This window comes from Paraburkholderia sp. SIMBA_054 (genome assembly GCF_046534875.1).
Classification (GTDB): domain Bacteria; phylum Pseudomonadota; class Gammaproteobacteria; order Burkholderiales; family Burkholderiaceae; genus Paraburkholderia; species Paraburkholderia hospita.
The window spans coordinates 1-20,746 of record NZ_JAWRXV010000062.1; the positions used below are offsets into that span (position 1 = coordinate 1).

The window sequence follows — 20,746 nt, forward strand, 5'->3', positions numbered from 1 at the left end:
ACCTGGATGAGCCAGAATGAACGGATAAGGTGTTACCCATGTCCCCGCACACCCGTTACCCATGTCCCCGGTCCATACACCGCCGCAAAGAAAAGTAGGCAAAAGAAAGCGGCTCACACCGCTAATTCTTGTACCTGCCTGAGGGCCCCCAACCGGTCCCACACTTCACACGGCAACGCACCTGTTTGCGTGTGTTGCCAACGTTCTCTCCATACGCATCACCCACTTCACGCACCCGCGTTACAGCGTGCCGTGCCAGATATTCCGCCGCCGCCCAGGTGGCAAACTGTGTGTAGGTCGTAGTGACCCGCACGCCTCACTCCGGACCGATAGCAGACGTGTTCCACCATGTAAGAGCGCCAAGCTATACGACGCGACAACCTACACACAGTTTGCCGCCTGGGCGGCAGAAACCATTCACTGCCGCTAGTTCTTGTGTGGGTGTCTGAAGTGGGTGAGGCGCTCGTTCAGCGTGTTGGCAACGCACGCGAACAAGTACGTTGCCGTGTGAAGCGTAGGACCGTTTGGGGGCCCTCAGGCAAGAAGAAATGTTGGCGGTGTGAGCCGCTTTCTTTTGCCTACTTTTCTTTGCGGCGGCAAAGAAAAGTAGGTGCCGCCCCGCACAGGGGCGACGCATGAAGCACGAAGGCATAGCGCGGATGCCAGCGAAAAGGCAAACACACCGCCCGGTAACGCCCGCGCCGCGAAGGCTCAACCGCGGATGCGAGCCAAAAGTCAAACGCACAGAGTTGACGCTTGAAGCACGAAGACAAATCGCGGATGCCAACGAATGGCAAACCAAAACCAAACCGCGTAAGCGAAAACCTAACTCACGATTAACCGCTCAGGCGCCAACACGCCCTCACCCACTCTCGCGACCCCAAGCAGCTTCCCCTCACTTGCATAAACCCGCGCACGAGCGGCGTGAAGAACACTCTCATCAACAGCAAGATCAGCAAGCCGTAACCGCTGACCATGCAAAAAACGACGAGTCGCTTCAGCATCGAGCTGAACAGAAGGAAACGTCGACAGCAACGCATCAACAGGCTGAATCCACGCGTCGCGCTGGTCAGGCAGCGCATCCGACAACGCATCCAGCGTCACCGAATCAGCAAGCGTCAACGCGCCGACACCCGTGCGCCGCAGCATCACGAGATGCGCACCACACCCAAGCGCCTCGCCGATATCCTCGGCCAGCGTACGGACATACGTCCCCTTACTACACGTCACGCGAAACGTCACATCCGGCAATGCACACGCGAGAAGTTCGAGCGCATGAATCCTCACCTGACGCCCTTCGCGCTCGACAGTCTGCCCCGCGCGTGCGTACTCGTACAGCGGCTTGCCGTCGCGCTTGAGCGCCGAATACATCGGCGGCACCTGAACGATGTCGCCGCGAAATCGCGCTAGCGCCTGCTCGACGGCGGCCTCGGTGCACATGACGTCGCGCGTTTCGATAGCCTCGCCTTCGGCATCGCCCGTCGTCGTGCGAATTCCGAGCCGCATCGTGGCTTCGTACGTCTTGTCCGCTTCCAGCAAATCTTGCGAAAACTTCGTCGCTTCACCAAAACAGAGCGGCAGAAGACCTGACGCGAGCGGATCGAGCGTGCCCGTGTGGCCCGCCTTCTTCGCGAGATACAGACGCTTTGCGCGAATCAGCGCGTCGTTGCTAGACAGACCCACCGGCTTGTCGAGCAGCAGCACGCCATCCAGCGCGCGGCGCGGCACCTTGGGACGTTGATTCTGAGTCATATGTGCGCTTGCCTCGACCTGCGATCAGTCGTCTTTCGCGCGCGAAGCATTCGCCTCGTCGATCAGGCGTGACATCTCAACCGCGCGCTCGATCGTCTTGTCGTAGTGGAAATGCAGCGTCGGCACCGTGTGAATATGCAGGCGCTTGAACAGCAGATTGTGCAAATGGCCCGCGGCGTGATTGAGCGCGTCCTGCGTCTGATGAGGATCGCCCGTCAGCGTCGTGAAATAGACCTTCGCGTGGGCATAGTCAGGCGTCAGTTCGACGCTCTGAAACGTGACCATACCGATCCGCGGGTCTTTGACCTCGCGGATCAGATCGGACAGGTCGCGTTGAATCTGATCGGCGATCTGCACATTGCGATTGGGAGAAGTACGTTTCTTAGGCATGGTGAATCCGTGATCCGTGCTGCCGGATGGCAAGATGTTCGTCGCGCATTCGGCGGCAGCGAGCCACAGACAAGTCGAACGCAAACGCGGCAAACACGACAAAAAAGTCGATACAAAAACAAAGGGGCGGGACCGGGCTTCAGCGCCCCGCCCCGCCCCTCATGCGCTTGACGCCTGAATTACAGCGTACGCGCGACTTCCGTGACTTCGAAGACTTCGAACTGATCGCCTTCCTGGACGTCGTTGAAGTTCTTCACCGACATACCGCATTCGAAGCCCTGGCGCACTTCCTTGACATCGTCCTTGAAGCGCTTGAGCGAATCGAGTTCGCCCGTGTGGATGACGACGTTGTTGCGCAACACGCGCACCGACGACGAACGCTTGACCACGCCATCCGTGACCATACAGCCCGCCACCGTGCCAACCTTTGGCACCTTGAAGACCTGACGGACTTCGACCATGCCCGTGACGACTTCGCGCTTCTCCGGCGCCAGCATGCCCGACATCGCCGCCTTCACCTCATCCACTGCGTCATAGATGATGTTGTAGTAACGGATGTCGATACCGTTGGTTTCCGCCAGCTTGCGCGCCTGCGCATCCGCACGCGTGTTGAAGCCGATGATGACCGCCTTCGACGCCGTCGCCAGGTTGACGTCCGACTCGCTGATGCCGCCGACCGCGCTGTGGACGATCTGCACGCGCACTTCGTCGTTCGACAGCTTGAGCAGCGACTGCACCAGTGCTTCCTGCGAGCCTTGCACGTCCGCCTTGACGATAAGCGGCAGGTATTGCACTTCGCCTTCGCCCATCTGCTCGAGCATGTTTTCCAGCTTCGCGGCCTGCTGCTTCGCCAGCTTCACGTCGCGGAACTTGCCCTGACGGAACAGTGCGACTTCGCGCGCCTTGCGGTCGTCCGGCATGACGATGACTTCTTCGCCCGCCGCCGGCACTTCCGATAGACCCTGAATTTCGACCGGGATCGACGGACCTGCCGCCTTGGTCGGCTTGCCGGTTTCGTCGAGCATTGCACGCACGCGGCCGTAGGCGCTGCCTGCCAGCACGACGTCACCGCGGTTCAGCGTACCCGACTGGACGAGGATCGTTGCAACCGGACCCTTACCCTTGTCGAGCTTCGCTTCGATCACGAGGCCCTTGGCCGGTGCTTCGACAGGTGCCTTCAATTCCAGCACTTCCGCCTGCAGCAGCACGTTTTCGAGCAGATCGTCGATGCCCGCGCCCGTCTTGGCCGATACCGACACGAACGGCGAATCGCCGCCGTATTCTTCCGGCACCACGCCTTCCGCGACGAGTTCCTGCTTCACGCGGTCCGGATTCGCGTCCGGTTTGTCGATCTTGTTGATCGCGACGACGAGCGGTACGCCGCCTGCCTTCGCGTGCGAGATCGCTTCCTTCGTCTGCGGCATCACGCCGTCATCCGCTGCGACGACCAGAATCACGATGTCGGTTGCCTTCGCACCACGCGCACGCATTGCCGTGAACGCTTCGTGACCCGGCGTATCGAGGAACGTGATGACGCCGCGCGGCGTTTCGACGTGATACGCGCCGATGTGCTGCGTAATGCCGCCCGCTTCGCCCGCCGCAACCTTCGCGCGACGGATGTAGTCGAGCAGCGACGTCTTGCCGTGGTCGACGTGACCCATGACCGTGACGACGGGAGGACGCGGCAGCAGCGGCGCGTCGGAGACTTCGCCTTCGACCAGCATCGCTTCCGGATCGTCCAGCTTCGCCGCGACGGCATGGTGGCCCAGTTCTTCGACGACGATCATCGCCGTTTCCTGGTCCAGCATCTGGTTGATCGTGACCATCTGGCCAAGCTTCATCATCACCTTGATGACTTCCGAAGCCTTCACCGACATCTTGTGCGCAAGATCGGCCACCGTAACGGTTTCCGGGACGTGCACTTCACGCACGATCGGCTCGGTCGGCGCCTGGAAGGTCGTGGCTTCCTGATGCTTGCCACGGCCCTTCGGACCGCCACGCCAGCCGCGATCGACGCCGCCGCTCGAGTCGCCGCGCGTCTTGATGCCACGGCGCTTCGCTGCGTCGTCCTGCCAGCCGCCCTTGCCGCCCGCCTTCTTCTTGTCGCCGCCGGGACCTGCCGGCTGCGTAGTCGCTGCCGGTTGCGCCGTGGTAGTCGTGGGCTTCTTCGCAGCCGGACGCGCCGACGTTTCGCCAGCCGGACGCGCCGGCTTGTGCAGCGTGCCCTTCGCTTCGGCGGGCTTGGCCGGCTCGACGGGCTTCGGTGCCGGTTCCGGCGCCTTGACCTGCGCCTTGCGCGGCGTGTTCATCATTTCACGGATCGCACGTGCTTCGGCTTCCGCCTTGGCGCGGCGCTTCGCGATTTCTTCCTGTTCGAGGCGCGTCTTCTCGGCCTGTTCGCGTGCCGCGTCTTCAGCCTTCTTCGCCGCTTCACGCTGCGCTGCGCGCTCGGCCGCCGCGCGCTCTTCGTCCTGCGACGACGCACGTTCCTGCTCGGCCTGCTCGCGAGCCGCAGCTTCGGCCACCGCCGCTGCGCGCTTCTTCGCCGCTTCCTCTTCGGCGCGGCGACGCTCCGCCTCGGCCGCCTGTTCGCGTGCCTGACGCTCCGATTCTTCAGCCGCGAGACGGTCCTGGCGCTCCTTCAGTTCCTGAGCCTGCTTCTCGAGCAGTTCCGCCTCGTGACGCGCTTCTTCCTCGCGACGCTGCAGTTCCAGATCTTCCGCTTCGACCACATTGTTCGATGCTTCCGCGCCTTGCTCGACGGCTTCGTCACGGCGGACGAAAGTGCGCTTCTTGCGCACCTCGACCTGAATGGTACGAGCTTTACCCGTCGCGTCGGACTGCTTGATCTCCGACGTATGCCGCTTGGTCAGCGTGATCTTGCGCTTGTCGGCATCGTTCGAGCCGTGTGACTTGCGCAAGTGGTCAAGCAGACGCGCCTTGTCCGTTTCGGACAAGGCATCGTCCTCACTCGCTTTCTGAACACCTGCCGCGTGCAGCTGCTCGAGCAGCACGCCTGCAGGCATCTTCAGTTCCGCGGCAAATTGGGCTACGTTGTTACTCGCCATTCATTCCTCTTAATGCAAGGATCAGTTCCTTGCGGTTAGCATCGGGTCATGCAGCCTTACGGCCGCGATCAGGTCAGTGGTTCATGGTCTTGGATCTCATTGAAACCAGTGTTCACGGGCCTTCATAATCAACGCCTTGGCGGCGTCTTCATTCATGCCGGTCATCTCGACCAGCTCGTCGACAGCCAGTTCAGCCAGCTCGTCGCGCGTCTGGATCTGATGTTCAGCCAGCTTCGCGAGCAGCTCGGCATCCATTCCGTCGAGGCTCTTCAGGTCGAGCGCAACGCCTTCGACCTTCTCCTCGTTCGCAATCGCCATCGTCAACAGTGCGTCACGCGCGCGGTTACGCAGCTCGTGAACCGTGTCTTCGTCGAACGCTTCGATTTCGAGCATCTCGTTGAGCGGCACGTAAGCGATCTCTTCGAGACTCGTGAAACCTTCGTCGATCAGGATGTCGGCAACTTCCTCGTCGACATCGAGACGCGCCATGAACAGGTCGCGCAGTACGCTGCGTTCCTGGTTCTGCTTTTGCGCAGACTCGTCCGGCGTCATGATGTTGATCTGCCAGCCGGTCAGTTCGCTGGCAAGACGCACGTTCTGGCCGCTGCGGCCGATAGCGACGGCCAGTTCGTTTTCGTCGACGACGACGTCCATCGAATGCTTTTCTTCATCGACGACGATCGACTGGACGGCTGCCGGCGCGAGCGCGCCGATCACAAACTGGGCGGGATCCTCCGACCATAGCACGATGTCGACATTTTCGCCACCGAGCTCGTTGCGCACGGCCTGCACGCGCGAGCCGCGAATGCCGACGCAAGTGCCGATGGGATCGATGCGCTTGTCGTACGCGACCACGCCGATCTTGGCACGCACGCCCGGATCGCGCGCGGCCGCCTTGATTTCCAGCAGGCCCTGCTCGATTTCCGGCACTTCCATTTCGAAGAGCTTCATCAGGAACTCGGGCGCCGTACGCGACAGTTCGATCTGCGGACCGCGCGCGGTGCGATCGACCTTGCCGATGTATGCACGCACGCGGTCGCCGACGCGCAGGTTTTCCTTCGGAATCAGCTGGTCGCGGCGCAGCAGCGCTTCGACACGGCCCGATTCGACGATGAAGTTGCCCTTGTCGAGACGCTTGACGGTGCCCGTCATGATGCTTTCGCCGCGCTCAAGGAAGTCGTTCAGGATCTGCTCGCGTTCCGCGTCGCGCACCTTTTGCAGAATCACCTGCTTGGCAGCCTGCGCACCAATACGGCCGAATTCGATGGACGGAACGGGTTCTTCCAGGAAGTCGTCGATCTCCGCATCGGCCTTCTGCTCGCGCGCTTCGAACAGCAGGATTTCCTGATCCGGTTCCTGCAGCCCTGCTTCGTCGGGCACAACTTTCCAGCGACGGAACGTCTCGTGCTCGCCGCTTTCACGGTCGATATGAACGCGGATGTCCGCGTCTTCGTCGAAGAGTTTCTTGGATGCAGACGCGAGCGCTGCCTCGAGCGCGGCAAACACCACGTCCTTGTCGACATTTTTTTCGCGTGCCAGCGCATCCACCAGCATCAACACTTCGCGACTCATTGTTTGCGGCTCCTAAAGTCAACTTTCGGAACGAGGCGTGCCTTGTCGATATCCGCGAGCGTGAAATCCAGCATCGCGGCGCCTTCCTTCCCTTCAAATTCCAGACCGATCGTTTCGCCTTCGGGCGCATGCAGGATGCCCCGGTACGATTTCCGTCCGTCCAATGGCTTTTTCAATGTGATGACCACTTCGCTGCCCGCGAAGCGTTCGAAGTCCGCCAGTTTTTTCAGCGGACGGTCGAGACCCGGCGACGATACTTCAAGACGCTCGTAATCGATGTTTTCGACCGTCAGTACGTGCTGCAGCTGACGGGTAACTTTTTCGCAGTCTTCGATCCCGATGCCGGCGGGCTGGTCGATATACACGCACAGCATGCCGCGCCCGGTGCGCTCGAGATCAACGAGCTCGTAGCCGAGGCCCACGACCGTGGTTTCAATCAGTTCCGTCAGTTGCACAGTGCCCTCTAAGATGTTCGCGCTGCAAGCCTTCGCGATACACCCGCGAGCTGCGCGCCAAGCCGGCGCACGTTCGTGCTACCCGAGATGCCGATCCACATAAACTAAGCGGCAAAAAAAAAATGGGCGAAACGCCCATCATCTTATTGCCGGTGGTCGCACCTGAGCCGCACATGAAAATGAAACCGCACGCCCAGTGACTTCGTGATTGTAGCCATTTTTCACGATGAACGCAAACCGCCGACCGGCCACTGACGTCCATTTGCGGCTGATTCCGCCGTAATCAAGGCGCGAAACAGGGTGTTTTACGGCATTTCGTGCGGATGGCCCCGCGCGCCCCAAACCATCGAAGCGGCGCAAGCAGGGCTGGCCCAACGCAAACCGGGGCGCGAACGCCCCGGTAATTCAATCATGCAACGCGACGGGCACATCAAGACTGCCCGCAGCGATGACGCGATCAGCGTCCGCGCGAACGGTTGCGCGGCGCGCCGCCGCTACGATTGCCGCCGCCGGCGTTCGGACTGCCGCCTGTGCGATTGCCGCCGTTGCTCGAACGGTTGCCACCTGGCGCGCCGTTCGGCGTGCGGCCCCCGCCGCTGCTGCCGCCGCGCTTCGGATTGGCGCCCGCGGCCGCGCGGTTGCCCGAAGGCGCGCGATTGCCGTCGACTTCGCCGCGGGCAGGACGGCCACGTCCTTCGCCGCGATTGGGGTTCGCATTGCCGAAGCCGCCGCCCGCGCCCGAATTCAACGCGCCGAATGCGCCCGGGCCCTTTCCGCCGCGCCGGTTCTGACCGCCGCCGCGTGGCTGCTGCTGGTCGAAACGTCCATGCGACATCAGCACCGGCTCGCGGTTGATGAAGCCCATCGACGTCTGCATCGGATCAGGCTGACGACGTTCCGGCTCGGCGCGGCGTCCGCCCTTCTCTTCGGCCGGCGCCTTCAGGCCAACCGACGCCAGCAGGCTGCGCACCTGATTGTCCTCGAGTTCTTCCCAACGGCCGCGCTTCAAGCCACGCGGCAGCGTGATCGGGCCGTGACGCGTGCGGATCAGCCGGCTCACCATCAGGCCGACGGCTTCGAACATCCGGCGCACTTCGCGGTTGCGCCCTTCGGCGAGCGCGACGTGATACCAGTGATTCGTACCCTCGCCGCCGCCGTCGCGAATACGCAGGAAGTTCGCCGGACCGTCTTCCAGCTCGACGCCGTGCAACAGCTTTTGCCGGTTGCCTTCTGCCAGTTCTCCGACCACGCGCACCGCGTATTCACGCTCGACGCTGTAACGCGGATGCATGAAGCGGTTCGCCAGATCGCCCGACGTGGTCAGCATCAGCAGGCCTTCCGTATTGAAGTCGAGGCGGCCGACAGCCAGCCACTTCGCGGTCTTCATCGGCGGCAGCTTGTCGAATACCGACGGACGGCCTTCCGGGTCAGCGTGGCTGACGATTTCGCCCGTCGGCTTGTGATACAGCAGCACGCGCGGCGGCTTGTTCTGCAGCTTGCGCTTGACGGGCTTGCCGTTGATGCGCACCAGATCGGTCGGCATGATGCGCTGGCCGATGTGCGCCGGCTCGCCGTTGACCGACACGCGGCCAGCGACGATCAGCTCTTCCATCTCGCGGCGCGAGCCCATGCCCGCCTCGGCGAGGACCTTGTGCAGCTTGGGCGCGTCGTCGTCCGGCGACAGCACGCGCTTGGGTGCGGCAGGCCGGCCACGGCGCAGCATCGGCGCACGCACGCCGCCCGTTCCGGAGTTGTCGGCATCGAAGGCCGGCGACGTCACCCAGGAGAACAGATCGTCCTGCTTGTCGCCTTCGGCAGCTGCCGCGGGCGCCACGTCACCTGCATCGCCGCCACGGCTCTTGCGCTGATTGGCTTGATTACCTTGCCGCGGGCCTTGCTGTCCGCCCTGCTTGCCGCCCGCGCGGCGGCCGCCCTGGCCTTGCCCCTTGGCGGCCGCGTCCTTGCGCGGCATCCGCACTTGCGCGACGACTTCGCCGTCGGGCGGCGCTTCCGTCACGGCGGGCGCCGGCTGCGCGGCAGCGTCGGCCGCCTTCGCCTTCGTCCCCGCGCGGCGACGCGCGATCAGGCTGCGCGGACCGCGTCGCAGGCCGCGGCGCGGACGCTCGTCGCCTTCGGCGTCCGGCGCGTGCGCGCCGCGCTCGCTGTCGCCCGCCGACGTTTGCGCCGTGCGCGTTTCGTCGGGGCGCGCAGCAGCGAAGGCGCGCTCGGATTCGGACGAATCGGTGTCGTGGATGTCTGTCAAAACAACCTCAAAATGTCAGGTCGCGCGCCCATTGCGGGCGCGGCAAAAAGTACGGTTACGTCAGGCGCTGCGCGACTCGGTTTCGTCGTCGGCGAGTTCGCCCGCGTCGGGTGCGGTGTCGCGGCGATCATGATGATCGTCATGCACCGCTTGACTCTGGTCTGGTCCGGCCGGGTTGGCGCGAGCCGCGTCCCCAGTCTCGTTATGCAATTCGCGCGTATCTTCGTGTTGCTCTTCCGACTGCGCGTCGGAACCGGCTTCATGAGCCAGTTCTGTTTCGTGCGTCGCCTCATCGGCGATGCGGTGTTCGGTGTGCGCCAACGCATCCATGCGTTCGACGCCGGGTCCGGCATGGTCAACGGATGCTTGCGACGCCGCGTGCATGTCTTCTTCAAACGTTGCCGCTTCGTCCGCGTCTGGCTGTGACTGCGTTTCTTCGCTGGCGCGTTCGGCTTCGACGGCGGCATCCGGAGCTTCGACGCCTTCCAGTGCAGCATGAGCCATGCCATCGACAGCGTCGTCGCCCACTTCCACCGCGACGCTCTCGACATCAACCGCTTCGCCGTCCGTAAACTCGATTGCGTGCTGCGCGAGCAGATCGATGTTCGACTGGGCCGACGGATCGTCGAGCGGCGGCAGTTCTTCGAGCGACTTCAGGCCGAGGTCGTCGAGAAACGAGCGCGTCGTCGCGTAAAGCGCCGGGCGTCCCGGCACATCACGATGGCCGATCACTTCGATCCAGCTGCGGTCTTCGAGCTGCTTCACGACCTGCGTATTCACGGTCACGCCGCGAATTTCCTCGATATCGCCGCGCGTGACGGGCTGCCGGTACGCGATGATCGCAAGCGTCTCGAGCACCGCGCGCGAATACTTCGGCGGCTTCTCGGGATGCAGGCGGTCGAGATACGTGCGCATCGCGGGCTTGCTCTGGAAACGCCAGCCGGACGCCAGTCCGACGAGTTCGACACCGCGTCCGGACCAGTCGTGCTTCAGGTCTTCAAGCAACGTGCGGACCGTATCCGCCGACACGCCGTCGGCAAACAGCTTACGCAAATCACCGAGCTTTAACGGCTCCTGCGCGCAGATCAAGGCAGTCTCGAGGACGATCTTCGCCTCTTGGGTATTCATGCAGCTAGGTCAGACCCTGTGGTCAAAGAAACCGGATCAAACGGACGATGTGGAACTGAAGACGCGCTCGCCCGATTCTGATCGGTCATATTGATGGGAGCACGCACCGGGGGGAGGCGAAAAAGGCATCGAGCCAAACCCAGCCGGACGACGGAGCAGCGAAATTCCGCGAGGGAATCGCGTGACTGGCTGCCATATTACGCAAAAACAATCGGTGCGTAAAGACGAAATCCAAACTGCACCGTAATCGACATACACGGCCATGCATAACGCGTCGGCGCGCCGCGTGACTTCGGCACGCGACGCCTTTTCACATGGTCAGAGCACGTTCAGCACATTCAGCGCGCGGCGCCGTGCCGTTCGAGATAGTCTTTGAGCCGCTCGACGCCCGCGTCTAGCCGCTCCGTGTCGCACGCGTAGCACCATCGCACGAAGCCCTCGCCTTCGGGCCCGAACGCGCTGCCGGGCGCGAGCCCGAGCCTCGCATCGCGTACCAGCGCCTTGCACAGATCGAGACTGCGCGACGCGCCGGGCAAAGAGAAGAACACGTACATGGCACCCGGCGGCGCCTTTGCGTCGACGCCCGGCACGGTCGACAGCGCCCGCACCAGGTGATCGCGCGAGGCGCGCAAATCGGCGACCAGTTCGCGCGTGAACGCCGCGCCCTGCTCGATCGCCGCGATGCCCGCCTGCTGCACGAACGCCGGCGAACAGGACGTGTTGTACTCGACGAGCTTGCCGAGATCGTCCATCAGCGAGGCCGGCGCGACGATCCAGCCGAGCCGCCAGCCCGTCATCAGCCACGCTTTCGAGAACGAATTGACGCAGATCACGCGCTCGTCGCGCGCGGCGAGGTCGAGAAACGAGGGCGCACTTTCGCCCGGTTCGCCTGCGTAGTAGAGACGCTCGTAAACCTCATCGGCGACGATCCAGATGCCGTGGCGCAGGCAATGCTCGAGCACGACGCGCTGCTCGTCGCGGCTCATCACCCAGCCGGTCGGATTGTTCGGCGAGTTCAGCATCAGCAGCTTCGTGTCCGGCGTCAGCGCGGCGAGCAGCCGCTCCAGATCGAGCCGCCAGCCCTCCGCACCATAAACGAGCGACACGGTGTCGACCTGTGCGCCGAGAATCTTCGGAATCTCGACGAGGTTCGGCCACAGCGGCGTCACGGCAACCACGCGGTCGCCCGCGCCCACGACCAGTTGCGCCGCCAGCATCAACGCGTTGACGCCCGCGCTGGTCACGGCCACATGTTCGACCGACGTCGGCCCGTGCAGCGCGCTCACATAGCGCGCGAGCGTCTCGCGCAACGGCGCGATGCCGAGGTTATGCGTGTAGAACGTCGCGCCCGATGCGAGCGCCGCGCTCGCGGCATCGCGAATGAACGGCGGCGTCACGCGGTCGGACTCGCCGAACCAGAACGGCAACACGTCCGGCAAACCAAAGCCGGCGTTCGCCACTTCGCGGATCTGCGACGGACGCAGCGCGCGCACGGCGTCGCGGGCGTCGGGTCGCGCGGTTGGCATCGACGCGGCTGGCATCGATTCAGGCATCTGAGACTGGGGCAAGTCCGTTTGGTGCATCGAGGGTCCCGGCGGGTCTGTCGAAAGATGCGAGTGTAACGTGTCGCAAAATGTGGACGGCGCGAATCCGGCAAGCGCGCGCGATCAAGGTCTCAGCGCAAATCCTCGGTCCGGCCGGGCACCTGATGAATCAGGTTCCACACGGCGTCGGCGGCGGGCGACAGCGAGCGGTCACGCCGCCGTACCAGTTCGACGGTCCGTTCGGCGCGCGGCACGAGCGGCCGGGCGACCAGCGACGACCCCGCAGGCAGCGGCATTGCGAGCCACGGCAGCACGCTCACGCCGATACCCGCCTGCACCAGTCCGAACACCGTCGACGGATGGCCAAGTTCCTGCACGATATTGGCGCTCACGTGGTGCGCTTCCAGTGCGGCGTCGATGATCGGCCGGCTGCCCGACGCGTGATCGAGCATCACGAGGCGCTCGCCGTCCAGTTCGCGCCACGCGACCTGAGCGCGCGACGCGAGTGGATGGTCTTCGCGCGACACGAGGCAGAACGAGTCGGTCATCAGCGGCTCGGTGAACAGGTCGTCGGCGGACAGCGGGCCGATCACCACGCCGAAGTCCACCTCACCCGACTTGACCTTGCGCACGACGTCGCTTTGCACGTCGTCGCGCAGCCCGAGCGTGATGTACGGAAACTGCGCCCCGCAAGCCGCGACGATATTCGGCATCAGCCGGCACGCAATGGTCGGGCTGGCCGCCACCATCACCCGGCCGCGCCGCTGTTCGCCGATTTCACGAATCTCGCGCAGCGCGTCGTCGAGATCGGTCAAGAGACGCGACACGCTCGCGACCAGATTGCCGCCGACGTCCGTCAACTGGACTTCGCGCGTCGTCCGGTCGATCAGCTTCAGGCCGATCTCGGCCTCCAGTTCGCGCACGCACCGGCTGACGGCAGACTGCGTCAGCCCGATTTCGCTCCCCGCGCGGCTGAAACTCTGCAGCCGCGCCACTTCGATGAACACGCGCAGTTGGCGCAGCGTCACACTCATCCCCTCTCCTCATGAATGACGTCGTTTGATGCGAATCTTATGCTCTGAAGCACGTTCGCGCACAGTTTCGTGGTGTTCGCTGCAATGCAGCAAGAAGGCGCAAACGCACGCCGGACGGGCCTGATTGCACAAGATTGGTGATTGTCCCGATTTGCGTGATGAGTTTTTTGGATTCTCATACGGGCCAGGCTAACGCCCGGAACGGCTTGATGTGGCGGGGCTTCGGGGCGGTTAAGTGTAAGGTGGCACGCTTCATGCATTTCCCCTTGCACAAGAGTCGGCGCCGATTCGGACTGGTGAAACAACCGTTCGCTAGGCATAGGCCGGCTCTCCGCCGGCGCCCGATACCGATCGGGCGCATGAAGAGTGCGCAGCGCGGGGCAGCGCACCGGAGTTAGCTTCGCTGAGGTGAAACATGATGGTGTTCGACGATTTGAGAGACAACGAGTGGGCGCTGGTTGAGGCGTTGTTCTGTGCGGAGCCGGCACGGAGCGAACGCCGTGGTCGACCACGCGTCGAAGCTCGCGCGGTAGTCAACGCCGTGTTGTGGGTTTTGTCGACGGGCGAAGGCTGGTCCAAGTTGCCGGGCCGTTACCCGTCGCCGCCGACGTGCCGTCGTCGTTTCGACGAATGGCAGGCGGACGGCACACTCGCGGAAATTGTGAAGCGTCTCGGCACGAGCGGCCGCGAGATTTCGCTGCGCGGGCGTATTGGCGCGACGGCTGCGAAGCCGCCCGCACCGCCGAGCCGCGACCGTCTGCGCGGCGCATTCTGGACCAATCCGGAATCGTGGCGCGCGCCTGTCAAGATGGCCTGATCCAGCTATTCACGCAACCGGGCGCCCTTGGGCGCCCGGCGCGTTTCTGAGGCCGGCGCCCGTTCGGCCCGATTCCCCATGATCTGAAGAGGCGTCAGTCCCGTGCGCGGGTTCGATCGCATACGCGCGGACGCTCGCTCAACGTCTCCGCTTCCTTGACGACGGCCTGATCCGTCCGTCGATTTTTCCGCTGGTTACAACGCCGGCGCGTCCGTCTTCGCGCATCGCCGCACGCGAGCGCCGACGCCCTCCCGCCCGCCTGCGTCCGCAGTCATCCGATTGGCATATCGACGGTGACGGGACGAAACATCCATTTACTTTTATTTACAGCATGCTTTCGCAGCCCGGCATACCGTATGAGTATGCAAACAAGCCCGTCCCGGCCGGCTTGTCGGGAACCGATCATGAGGCCAATGTCACTGCATGTCTGCGGCCTGCTCATGTCGCTGCTCGCCACGACTGCATTCGCGCAACAACGACCGCAAGGCTGGAACTGGCGGCCGGAGCAGCCTGCCACGCTTCAGGCGTGGCAGCAGGCGGAAGCGCGCAATCAGAATTTCACACCGCCGGCGCCACGTGGCGATCTGCGCGGCGATATCGCGAGCAACGTTCGGGCACGGCCCGACGGGCAGCGAGACGAGGCGTCGCAGCGGCGGCATGCGCCCGCACATTAAGCGCGTCGAAGCGCATGACGAGCCCGGGCGTCTCTCAAAGACATACGTGGAAGATGTGCGATATCGGGAACCACCTGCTGTGTCACCAGTCTCATCAATGCCATTAAGCACAGCGTGGCAGAAGTAATTCCGGTATGCCCGTATCCTCGCGATACGGGCTTTTTTTGTGTCGACGGCCGGTCAGGTCCCCGCAGCACGGCGCGCCGCCCGGCGCAAATCGGGCGTCATAAAGAAGTGTAAAAACGGGGAAATGGCGGCGACATGCCCTCGACGCGCCTCATGCGGCGCGTTGTCCGCGCGCTCCGTTGTTCTCACGTGCGCGCGCCCTGCGAAACACCGTCGCCTAGACGGCAGTAGCCCTCTCTCCGGCGACCGCGCCGGCGAAAACATAGTTGCGCACACGGCGCGCGTCCCAATCGAGAGAGCGCTCATCGCGCGCGAGCCGCGCAAATTCGGCGCGGCCGAGTTCGGTCAGCACCGCAATGTCCACAGGAGCATGGAAACCCGGCGCAGGAGCGACTGTCCGTTGACGAACGGTGTCCATCATGCCAAGCGAACGGAGATATTGAAAAACGCCCGGGCGCTTAGCCCACGGCACCTGACGGTATTGCGCCCGTCGCAGCGCCTCGAGTACGACTTCGTTGGAATAAGCGGTCATCTCACTTCTTTCTTAAAGTGCAGCCATGACTTATTTGTTCGCGACACAATGGCACGTCTGCTGACGTGCGCACGACGGAGGGCGAAGATTTCACGCCTTTACCGCCAATGCGGCCATTGGCCGCCGTTTATTTCGGCCCCCGTGTGAACGCCGTGCTAGCGTTCTGCTTCCAACTGGCGGCGATGCGACCCATGAAGCCGCGATAGTCCGCTCGTGGAATGTCCGAATACCATACGTTACCCCAATAAAATTGATTCTTTTAACTTTATTGCTGCTTTTTTTTGCAGCTTTTATGCTGCTGCGCAACGCCCGCACGCTGATCGGCGTGACGACCATCGTGGTTTTCTGGGCGCTCGGCGCGGGGTGGCTGGCCCAGCCCTTGCTCGATCTCGCCCAGCGCGGTGCACCGTCCGGTGGACAGACGGTTGCTCCCGCAACCTACGCCGCTCACACCGCCATCGTGATGCTCGGCACGGGTACGGTTCAACGCGACGGCAAGCTCGTTCCGCCCACGGACGGGCTCGCCCGCATCGTTAAGAGCGCCGATCTCTACGCGCGCTGCAAGCGGGTCAGTCCCGTGTGCCACGTGATCGTCAGCGGCGGCAATCCGCAGCAGCACGAAGCGACGGAAGCCGACACCTACCTGCCCTACCTGCTGCGCGAGGGGGTGCCGCGCGGCGACATCATCCTCGAAAATACCAGCATGACGACGTACGAAAACGCCCGCAACGTCGCTGCCATTCTGCCGGACAGATATTACGGTTCGTTGATGCTCGTCACATCCGCGTTTCAGATGCCGCGGGCCTTGCTCGACTTCCACCGCTTCGAGATGAATCCGCTGCCCGTCGTGTCGAACACCCGTCGCGCAACGCGCGGCCTGCTACCCCGCCGGGCGAACTTCTTCAACGCCGAGATCGCGCTGCACGAACTGATCGGCATCGCTCAGTTTCATGTCTATCGGCAGATCGGCTGGTTCTGATCCGCGCCGCGCGCGTGGCAGCTTGCTTAGCTATCCGATGGATTCGAAGGGCCCAGCCGACAACTGCGCGTCATGCACGAGCGGGAAAATCTGACTTGTCGCGACACGCGCGGCGAAGCGCATCACAATACGGCCAATGCGCGATGGCTTCTGCGGAGCGCCTTCGCGGCCGCCGCTCATGAATGTAACCAGACGTAACTGTATGTGAATTCTGTTACAGAAAACACGCTGGACTGAACATTGCTGGCTAGAATGCACTGTCGTTCCAACAGACAGGCCATACTCGGGTCCACAACCACTCTCTACGGAGGCAACGATGAAGAAAGTGTCCCTGGCAATCCTGGTTTCCCTTTCGGCACTGACGGGCGCGGCTTACGCGCAAGATCAAGGCGTGCGGATGAGTACCGATCCGGCAAAGGCCGCCGAGGTCGAGCAGCGCGCGCAAGATCTACAGGCAAAGCAGCAGGCGATGGAAAGCGCGCCGCCGGCGCAGTCGAAACATAACAAGGGCATGCATCACAAGAAGCCGGCCGCGCCGGCCCAGTAAGCGCACTGCGTTGCGCATCGGCCGACGCGCATAGGAAACATGCAGGCGCGCTTCGCGGCCGAATCACTGCGCAATGCAAAAAAGCCGAAGCCGTTCAACACGGCCTCGGCTTTTTTATTTTTGCGCCGGCGGGGGTCGATGACGGCCAGCGGGCAAATCACGCGCCGATCGCATGTCGCGAGGCGCGCATCGACGTTATGCTAAAGTCGCGCACCGAAGAATCAACCCACTTCACCCAACCCGCGTGCGCCCCTGGTGCGGAGGACAGAATGAGCAACATCCAGCTTGACATCGAATGGACTGAAGCAGCATCCCGCAAGATCGAAAAACTCATGCCGCGTGGCAATCAGGATGCGTTCCTTGCGCTGCCGCCCGTCGAATGTCTGCCGATGGAAGGCGACGTGCTGTTTCTCGGACCGGCCGGCAAGCAGCAGCCGTTCATCGTCGCGGAGCGCCAGTATCATCATGAAGGCGACGCGGACTGGACCATCATCCTGATCCTGGACGTGCCGCAAGCGACGCACTGAGCCGCACTGAGCATACCGCGCGCTTGATTGCTTGATCGCGCTTCATTGCGCTTCAATCCGAGCCCGACAGCCACGCTGCCGGGCCTTGCTGTTTCCAGCCTCGCCCGCTGCGCCTGCTAACTGTTACGCGATCTTCGACACGATGCGCAGTTCCGCCGATTCGATCCATTGCGCGGAAGCCTTTTTATACGCGTCGATATGCGCCGACTTCGCATGCGCGGCCAGCGCCTCCTCGCTTTCCCAACGCTCGAAGAACACAAAGCGGCGCGGCTCGCGCAAATCGCGATGCAAATCGTACTGCAACGCACCGCGCTCCTTGCGCGTCGGCCCGACAATACCCTCGAGCGCCGCACGCAACTGCTCTTCATGTCCCGGCTTCGCCACCGAGATCGCCACCACCGCGATTTCCGACATGCTGCACTCCAGTTCTGGAAAACCAGCAGCATAGCGCCGCTGCCACAAACGCGCCGGCAATCTGCGCCAACTTCGAGTCATAACTGCGCAGACACTTGTAGCTGTCTGTGATAACCCGAACATTCGAACCGCATACGAACTGCTAGACTGATTTCGACGAACTGAACTGCACAAAACTGAACTGCACAACTGAGCGGAGTCGCGCGTGAACGGCATCGATCCGATCGCCTTTAAGCACGACCTCCATTGCGCCGATGTTGCGCATGCCTGCCGCCGGCATGTCGCTGCACACGGGCGAGCGCCGCACGCTGCATAGGACAATCTGCCGTCATGCCAAACGTCGACGATACGACGCTCACTGGCCTTCTGCAGCATATGGTGCAGGACGAGGCCGGATGGGCCGCGCCGTGGCGAACCATTACGTTGCGCAGCGTCTTCCAGCCGGTCGTATCCGTGACGCATCAGCGCGTGGTCGGGTACGAAGCGCTGCTGCGCGCGTTCGATCCCGTCGGTCATCCGATCTCCCCTGCCGTGCTCTTCTCAGGCACCCGCTCGACGGCCGACGCGCGCGCGCTCGACCGTCTCGCCCGCTGCCTGCACGTGGCGAACTTCATGGCGCAAGGCATCGACACGGGATGGCTGTTCCTGAACACGCGCCCGCAGGTATTCGAAACGGGCTGGCCGCAGCGCCCGTTCATCGATGAACTGTCAGAGCATTTCGGACTGCCGCAGGAACGCATCGTGATCGAAGTGCTCGAGCAGCCCGCCGACGACGAATCCGCCGTCGCCAGCATGCTCGCCGCGTCGCAGCCGCGCGAATTCCTGATTGCCATCGACGACTTCGGCACCGGCTTTTCGAACTTCGATCGCGTGTGGCGCTTCCGGCCAGACATCGTGAAGCTCGACCGGTCGCTGGTGGCGCGCGCCGGCCGCCAGGACAACGACAACTCGCTGATCGGCCATCTGATCAACATGCTGCATCAGTCGGGCACGCTGGTGCTCGCCGAAGGCGTCGAGACGGAAGACGAACTGATGACGCTGATGCAGGCCGACGTCGATTTCATCCAGGGCTACTGGTTCGGCCAGCCGAAAGCATCGATACAGGCGGCGACCGCGCGCGTGCCCGAGCTGATCGAGCAGATGTGGCAACGCTTCGAAAGCTACGAGCGCTCGCATTCGCGCTATCAGCGGCCGGGCTTCGAGGGGTTTACGGAAGCCGTGCTCGCGGGCGCCGCGCTCTACATGCAGACGGGCGACCTGGACGAGGCCGCGAAGCCCGTCTTCCTGCTGCCCGACGCGCGCCGCGTGTTCGTGCTGAGCGAACGCGGCGAGCAACTGGCGCCATCGATCACCGCGAGCGGCACGCCATCGCCGCCCGCGCGGCTCGCGCCACTCTTTCCCGACACGCGCAACAACTGGTCGCGGCGCGCGTATTTCAAGCATGCGCTCGCCGCGCCGGGACGCGTCGCGATGATGGGACCGCACTGTTCGCTGATGGATGGCCAGGACTGCTACACGGCGGCTGTCACCGTCCAGCGCGACGGCACGACGCATGTGTTTTGCGTCGATTTCCTGCCGGAAGTGCTTAACGCGAGCCCCGTTTGAGGCAAAGCACGCTTGCGCGGCGCTGCTGCCACGTCTGACGCGCCCTAGTCGTGCGAGACGCGTTGCCGTCCCGATTTCACGTCACTGCGCTTCGCCTTGCCTTCGAGCCGGCGTTCCTTCGACGCGCGCGTCGGCCGCGTCGCGACGCGCGCCTTGCGGGTCACGCTGACGCTGTCGATCAGCGCGTCGAGCCGCGCCAGCGCCGCCACGCGGTTCATTTCCTGGGTTCGGTATTCCTGCGCCTTGATGATGACGATGCCGTCGCGCGTGATCCGATAGTCGCTCATCGCGAGCAGGCGCATCTTCAACACCTCGGGCAGCGACGAGGCGCGCACGTCGAAGCGCAGGTGAATCGCGCTCGATACCTTGTTGACGTTCTGCCCGCCCGCGCCCTGCGCGCGCACGGCCGTCAGTTCGATTTCGTTCGGCGGGATCGGATAGCGTGAAGTCATGTCAAAAGGTCGTACATGGAACGGGAAAGTGTAACCGGCTATTTGCCAACGCATAAGCGGTATGCGAATTGCGTGCACAAAGCGTAGCGTTTGCATTGCCTCCCGCATTGCTGACTCAACGCGCCACGCATTTGCCGTCCATCGACGATCTCGCCGATACTGAGACTTTCAGCCCGAGGGCCAATTATCGTGATGAAAATGCGCCCCGCGCAGGTGCTCGAACTCGTCGTCAATCTCGTGTTGCCGTGGGTCGCGTACCGCCTCGCGCAGCCGTACTGGGGCGACACGGGCGGATTGATTGCGTCGGCCGTGCCGCCCGTCGCGTGGAGCATCGTCGAACTCGTGCGCTTCAGACGCGCCGACGCGCTCAGCCTGACGGTGCTGCTCGGCATCGTGCTGTCGATCGGCGCGATGGCGCTGGGCGGCGACCCGCGCATGCTGCTGTTCCGCGAGTCGCTGGTGTCGGGCGCGATTGGTGTGGCGTTCCTGCTTTCGCTGCTGGTGGGCCGGCCCGCCGTGTTCTACCTGACGCGCGCGTTCGTCGCCCGCGAGATGACCAACGGCGCCGCCCATATCGACATGCTGTGGCGCGAGCGCCCGGCGTTCGCCCGGGGAATCCGGGTGCTGACGGCTACGTGGGGCCTCGGCCTCACGGGCGAAACCGCGCTGCGCGGCTGGATGGCGTGGCACTGGCCGATCGAGCGCGTGCTGGTGGTGTCGCCGTTCGTCGGCTACGGCATCTTCGGCGCGCTGATGATCTGGACGCTGTGGTATCGGCGCACGCTGCGCGACCTCGCGCAAAGCGAGGCGGAATCCGAAACGGAACCGCCGCCTAGCACGGCCGCCAACTAATTCACGTCACCCCGC

Annotated in this window: 18 protein-coding genes and 1 pseudogene; 7 read left to right on the forward strand and 12 right to left on the reverse strand. The window is 63.4% G+C overall.

The window, feature by feature from the left end:
• Nucleotides 1–825: 825 nt before the first annotated feature.
• The 9 genes from truB to SB822_RS44125 all read right to left on the reverse strand — a co-directional run bounded on the left by truB (nucleotide 826) and on the right by SB822_RS44125 (nucleotide 13,206).
• A complete protein-coding gene (gene truB / locus SB822_RS44085) occupies nucleotides 826–1,752 on the reverse strand; it encodes a tRNA pseudouridine(55) synthase TruB (protein ID WP_090838216.1) in 927 nt (308 codons plus the stop codon).
• Between the two features lie 24 nt (nucleotides 1,753–1,776).
• Nucleotides 1,777–2,142 (reverse strand): 30S ribosome-binding factor RbfA, encoded by a 366-nt coding sequence (gene rbfA, locus SB822_RS44090; RefSeq protein ID WP_007588526.1) that lies wholly within the window; start codon nucleotides 2,140–2,142, stop codon nucleotides 1,777–1,779.
• Nucleotides 2,143–2,321: 179 nt separating this feature from the next.
• The gene (infB, locus tag SB822_RS44095; protein WP_090838214.1) at nucleotides 2,322–5,210 is read right to left on the reverse strand and encodes a translation initiation factor IF-2; all 2,889 of its coding nucleotides are present in this window, start codon (nucleotides 5,208–5,210) and stop codon (nucleotides 2,322–2,324) included.
• 96 nt (nucleotides 5,211–5,306) lie between these two features.
• The gene (nusA, locus tag SB822_RS44100; RefSeq protein WP_007588524.1) at nucleotides 5,307–6,782 is read right to left on the reverse strand and encodes a transcription termination factor NusA; all 1,476 of its coding nucleotides are present in this window, start codon (nucleotides 6,780–6,782) and stop codon (nucleotides 5,307–5,309) included.
• Nucleotides 6,779–7,237: a ribosome maturation factor RimP gene (gene rimP, locus SB822_RS44105; RefSeq protein ID WP_007588523.1), complete on the reverse strand. Its 459-nt coding sequence runs from the start codon at nucleotides 7,235–7,237 to the stop codon at nucleotides 6,779–6,781. The genes nusA and rimP overlap by 4 nt, the downstream gene beginning before the upstream one ends.
• A gap of 457 nt (nucleotides 7,238–7,694) precedes the next feature.
• Nucleotides 7,695–9,500, reverse strand: a complete 1,806-nt coding sequence (rluB, locus tag SB822_RS44110) for a 23S rRNA pseudouridine(2605) synthase RluB (RefSeq protein WP_090838211.1) — start codon at nucleotides 9,498–9,500, stop codon at nucleotides 7,695–7,697.
• 60 nt (nucleotides 9,501–9,560) lie between these two features.
• Complete coding sequence (gene scpB, locus SB822_RS44115) at nucleotides 9,561–10,628, reverse strand: SMC-Scp complex subunit ScpB (RefSeq protein ID WP_090838207.1); 1,068 nt, start codon at nucleotides 10,626–10,628, stop codon at nucleotides 9,561–9,563.
• 338 nt (nucleotides 10,629–10,966) lie between these two features.
• Complete coding sequence (locus SB822_RS44120) at nucleotides 10,967–12,181, reverse strand: pyridoxal phosphate-dependent aminotransferase (protein WP_090838220.1); 1,215 nt, start codon at nucleotides 12,179–12,181, stop codon at nucleotides 10,967–10,969.
• A 122-nt stretch (nucleotides 12,182–12,303) separates the two neighbouring features.
• The gene (locus SB822_RS44125) at nucleotides 12,304–13,206 is read right to left on the reverse strand and encodes a LysR substrate-binding domain-containing protein (protein ID WP_410857594.1); all 903 of its coding nucleotides are present in this window, start codon (nucleotides 13,204–13,206) and stop codon (nucleotides 12,304–12,306) included.
• Between the two features lie 418 nt (nucleotides 13,207–13,624).
• Here SB822_RS44125 and SB822_RS44130 point away from each other — a divergent pair.
• Nucleotides 13,625–14,020, forward strand: a pseudogene (locus tag SB822_RS44130) (transposase); the annotation flags it as partial.
• A 407-nt stretch (nucleotides 14,021–14,427) separates the two neighbouring features.
• Nucleotides 14,428–14,697 carry a hypothetical protein gene (locus tag SB822_RS44135; protein ID WP_090838205.1) on the forward strand — a complete coding sequence of 90 codons (270 nt, stop codon included), beginning with the start codon at nucleotides 14,428–14,430 and terminating at the stop codon, nucleotides 14,695–14,697.
• A 343-nt stretch (nucleotides 14,698–15,040) separates the two neighbouring features.
• On the opposite strand, the gene SB822_RS44140 is transcribed toward SB822_RS44135, so the two are convergent.
• A complete protein-coding gene (locus tag SB822_RS44140; RefSeq protein WP_007588507.1) occupies nucleotides 15,041–15,355 on the reverse strand; it encodes a hypothetical protein in 315 nt (104 codons plus the stop codon).
• A gap of 292 nt (nucleotides 15,356–15,647) precedes the next feature.
• On the opposite strand from SB822_RS44140, the gene SB822_RS44145 reads away from it, so the two are divergent.
• From SB822_RS44145 to SB822_RS44155, 3 genes are all read left to right on the forward strand, one after another.
• Nucleotides 15,648–16,334: a YdcF family protein gene (locus SB822_RS44145; protein ID WP_090838203.1), complete on the forward strand. Its 687-nt coding sequence runs from the start codon at nucleotides 15,648–15,650 to the stop codon at nucleotides 16,332–16,334.
• A gap of 316 nt (nucleotides 16,335–16,650) precedes the next feature.
• A complete protein-coding gene (locus SB822_RS44150) occupies nucleotides 16,651–16,881 on the forward strand; it encodes a hypothetical protein (protein ID WP_007588496.1) in 231 nt (76 codons plus the stop codon).
• A gap of 269 nt (nucleotides 16,882–17,150) precedes the next feature.
• The gene (locus tag SB822_RS44155) at nucleotides 17,151–17,408 is read left to right on the forward strand and encodes a hypothetical protein (protein ID WP_007588495.1); all 258 of its coding nucleotides are present in this window, start codon (nucleotides 17,151–17,153) and stop codon (nucleotides 17,406–17,408) included.
• 123 nt (nucleotides 17,409–17,531) lie between these two features.
• Here SB822_RS44155 and SB822_RS44160 read toward each other — a convergent pair whose 3' ends face one another.
• Complete coding sequence (locus tag SB822_RS44160; protein ID WP_007588494.1) at nucleotides 17,532–17,822, reverse strand: putative quinol monooxygenase; 291 nt, start codon at nucleotides 17,820–17,822, stop codon at nucleotides 17,532–17,534.
• A 330-nt stretch (nucleotides 17,823–18,152) separates the two neighbouring features.
• Between SB822_RS44160 and SB822_RS44165 the strand changes: the two genes are divergently transcribed.
• Complete coding sequence (locus SB822_RS44165; protein ID WP_007588493.1) at nucleotides 18,153–19,427, forward strand: EAL domain-containing protein; 1,275 nt, start codon at nucleotides 18,153–18,155, stop codon at nucleotides 19,425–19,427.
• 44 nt (nucleotides 19,428–19,471) lie between these two features.
• On the opposite strand, the gene arfB is transcribed toward SB822_RS44165, so the two are convergent.
• Nucleotides 19,472–19,879, reverse strand: coding sequence for an alternative ribosome rescue aminoacyl-tRNA hydrolase ArfB (gene arfB / locus SB822_RS44170; RefSeq protein WP_007588492.1), 408 nt, complete (start codon nucleotides 19,877–19,879; stop codon nucleotides 19,472–19,474).
• 192 nt (nucleotides 19,880–20,071) lie between these two features.
• Here arfB and SB822_RS44175 point away from each other — a divergent pair, with 192 nt between their 5' ends.
• On the forward strand, nucleotides 20,072–20,731 hold the full coding sequence (locus tag SB822_RS44175; protein WP_090838201.1) for a VC0807 family protein: 660 nt from the start codon (nucleotides 20,072–20,074) through the stop codon (nucleotides 20,729–20,731).
• Nucleotides 20,732–20,746: the final 15 nt, after the last annotated feature.